The organism is Frateuria defendens (genome assembly GCF_001182895.1).
Taxonomy (GTDB): Bacteria; Pseudomonadota; Gammaproteobacteria; order Xanthomonadales; family Rhodanobacteraceae; genus Frateuria_B; species Frateuria_B defendens.
Genome location: NZ_LFQR01000165.1, coordinates 1 through 2,719, shown reverse-complemented (window position 1 = coordinate 2,719; position 2,719 = coordinate 1). Strand labels below are relative to the sequence as shown.

The window sequence follows — 2,719 nt, the reverse complement described above, 5'->3', positions numbered from 1 at the left end:
GGATTTGAGTTCATATTGTCCAGCCGCTGCTGGATCTCCACCCGCTCTTCCAGCGTCAGTTCGTTGTACGTTCTCATCGCAACAGCCTATGTCAGATATGGCATGGTGTTGCACGCGGAGTTTGAGGCGGCCCATTGACGATCTATACAAGGTAGATCGACCAGGTGTGGATTACGTGATTGTCGAATACAAGTTCGGAACATCGAAGTTGGGTAGTACAATCGATGGCAAGCAGATGAGCGATTCGTGGTCCACAGGTGCTGTCACGGGTGATAATCGTCTTTTACAGTCAGTGGGCGACCCTATGATTGCCGATGATATACAGGCATCCTTGGCTCAAGGTCGCATTGAGCGTTGGGTCGTGCATACTGATCCCAGCGGTCAGGTGACTGTCGGTTTGGTGGATAAAAGTGGAAGCTTCATTCAAAAACCGAATTCCGATTTGTTTAAAGGAGTTGGGCCATGAGGCGTGATCAGCGAGGTTCGAGTGATTATTGGGATGGGTGGGTTAAGTATAAGGAAGATCACATCCCAAGGATGTGGTTGGTTCTTAAAGAGGAAGGGGGTGATCTTAATTACAGGCCTCAATATGCGTTTGAGATAGTGAAAAACTATTTAGAGCAAATTTTAAGGCGTTACTCTCGTGGTGATGCCGTGGTCGATCTGCCTCACTATTTCTCGGGTCTGCTGGATGCATGGGAAACGGCTGAAAATTTAGGGGAAAATGTATGGAGTGATGATGTTCAATACACTCGCCATTCTTGGTCCGTGAACTTGGATCACTATGTCCGCTGCTTCTGGCTTACAGGGTTGGCGCTAGTGATGAATATTCCGGATGAGCAATGGGTTCGTTTGTTGACTTTGATGGGCAATGAGGGTGAGGATGCCCTTTTGGATAAAATCATTTCCAGTCGCCAAGTGGGTCGAAGGGTGGGTGACAAGTTATGCTATCCCAAGGTATATCGGAAATTGTTGGAGGTAACTGAGTCCCCCGTCGATCGTAGATCAGAGATGTTATATGACTTCGTTGATGGCTGGTTTGCTAGTTTAAAAGATGCTGGGGCGCCAAGTTTTCCGCGTAGCTTTCGAACTCCTTATTGGTGGGTTTTTTGCGATAATGAAAAGGTTGGAATGAATGGTGCATATTTTGGTTGTTGGTGCATAGAGGCTGTGGTCGTTGCCAAGGTATTCGATATAGACGACCGGTTATGCCTGAGCCATCCAAGTTATCCTGGTGATTTATTGCAGGATGGGCGGAGTCCAAGCTATCCCGATTCTGCCATTCCCTCGATAGCCGAGCGTCCAGTCACGCCTTCTTCACCGCAGCCGCCAAAGAGTTTGTTTTCGAGATTTCTAGGGAAACTCTGATTGTCCCGTCCACAGTGTTGTCCCGTCCACAGTGTCCACAGCCTTTCTTGCTGGTATTTCGGATGATTTTTTGTGCAGCGCCCTGCAAATCGAGTCGACCAAATCACCGCGAAGCTGTCGTGACGTGCCGTAATCAGCGCCTTCGGTACGCTCTGGTGCCGCTTCGCGCCGTCATCGCGCAGCCTGCCCGTGGACAGTCCAGTCCGTTGGCTTGCTGCCGTCAAATGGTTTTCCGTCGAAAGTTATGGCGGAAAGAACCAGCCTGTGAGCCGTCCCTCCCATATGCTGACAAAGCGGGCCTCTCGTGTGGACTTGGCGATGCCGCTCCACGCCTCGGCCGGCGTGCTTCCATGCAGGTGCTGATGCGGCCGCGCATGGTTGTACCAGGCCCGAAATTCGACCAGCTTGGTACGCAGCTCGTCCTTGCCGGTGATAGCGATCCTGTCCAACTGGTGCTTGAAGGTGCCGAAGAAACGCTCGATGCGCCCGTTCTGCCAGGGGCAGTGCAGCTCGGTGGTTTGCAGGCGGATGCCGAGCAGGGTCAACGCGGTTTTCATCAGGCGGCTGTTGAAGCATGCCTCGTTGTCCACGCGAATCGTTCGCGGCAGGCCAAAGTGGCGACACGCCATGATCAGCTCGTGCAGGATGGTCAGGCTGCTTGCCGTCGAGGTCGGCCTTGCCGGTCAGGTCCATCGCCCACACACGATGTGTCGGCATGAGACGTGGCACGCGATGCTTGCCGTCACGGCGCAGGCGGACGATGTCCACCGTGGCCTGCCGTAGCACGTTCGCGACGTAGGACTTGCTTATCGTCATGCCGTGCTCCGCATGTCGTCGATTGAATACCTCCGCCAGGACACGGCAGCCGAGGTCGGGCGACCACGCGCGCAATCGGATCAGTTCACGGCGCACCCAGGGCGGTTTGGGTCGGCAGCGTTGGCGGGAAGGTTGCGCGAAAGCGGGCATGCGCTGGCGCCGCCATGCCAGCAGCCATCGCCATAAGCCGACCAGCCATGCGATCCACGTTTGCATCCTTGGTGGTTCCACTTGGTGTTGGGGGCTAGCCCGCGTAGGTGGTGCAGAAGTTCGGAGCGCACAAGACACCTACGACAGCGTGACCCAGCAGGGCAGCGGCCTGCGCGCGGCGGGGGACCTCTCGCTGGTGGCCACCGGCGCCCACGGCAGCGGCGGTCCCCACCTTCGACAATCCCACGATCACCGACTGGGCTCAACGCCGGCTGGCGCCGGAAGCGGAGGCCTACAGCGACGGACTGGGGGCCTTTCGTCGCTTTGGCGACACCGGCCATGCGCACACGGTGCTGGAGACCGAAGGTGGCCGTGCCGCCACGGA

Annotated in this window: 3 protein-coding genes; 2 read left to right on the top strand and 1 reads right to left on the bottom strand. The window is 55.9% G+C overall.

What is annotated here, in order from left to right; translation table 11 throughout:
* Positions 1–175 precede the first annotated feature (175 nt).
* Both ACH65_RS20045 and ACH65_RS19250 read left to right on the top strand, forming a co-directional pair.
* The gene (locus ACH65_RS20045; protein WP_153242656.1) at positions 176–466 is read left to right on the top strand and encodes a hypothetical protein; all 291 of its coding nucleotides are present in this window, start codon (positions 176–178) and stop codon (positions 464–466) included.
* The gene (locus ACH65_RS19250; RefSeq protein ID WP_082190396.1) at positions 463–1,368 is read left to right on the top strand and encodes a PoNe immunity protein domain-containing protein; all 906 of its coding nucleotides are present in this window, start codon (positions 463–465) and stop codon (positions 1,366–1,368) included. The genes ACH65_RS20045 and ACH65_RS19250 overlap by 4 nt, the downstream gene beginning before the upstream one ends.
* A gap of 242 nt (positions 1,369–1,610) precedes the next feature.
* Here the strand turns inward: ACH65_RS19250 and ACH65_RS17315 are convergent, their stop codons facing one another.
* Positions 1,611–1,997, bottom strand: coding sequence for an integrase core domain-containing protein (locus ACH65_RS17315; protein WP_082190395.1), 387 nt, complete (start codon positions 1,995–1,997; stop codon positions 1,611–1,613).
* Between the last annotated feature and the right edge of the window lie 722 nt (positions 1,998–2,719).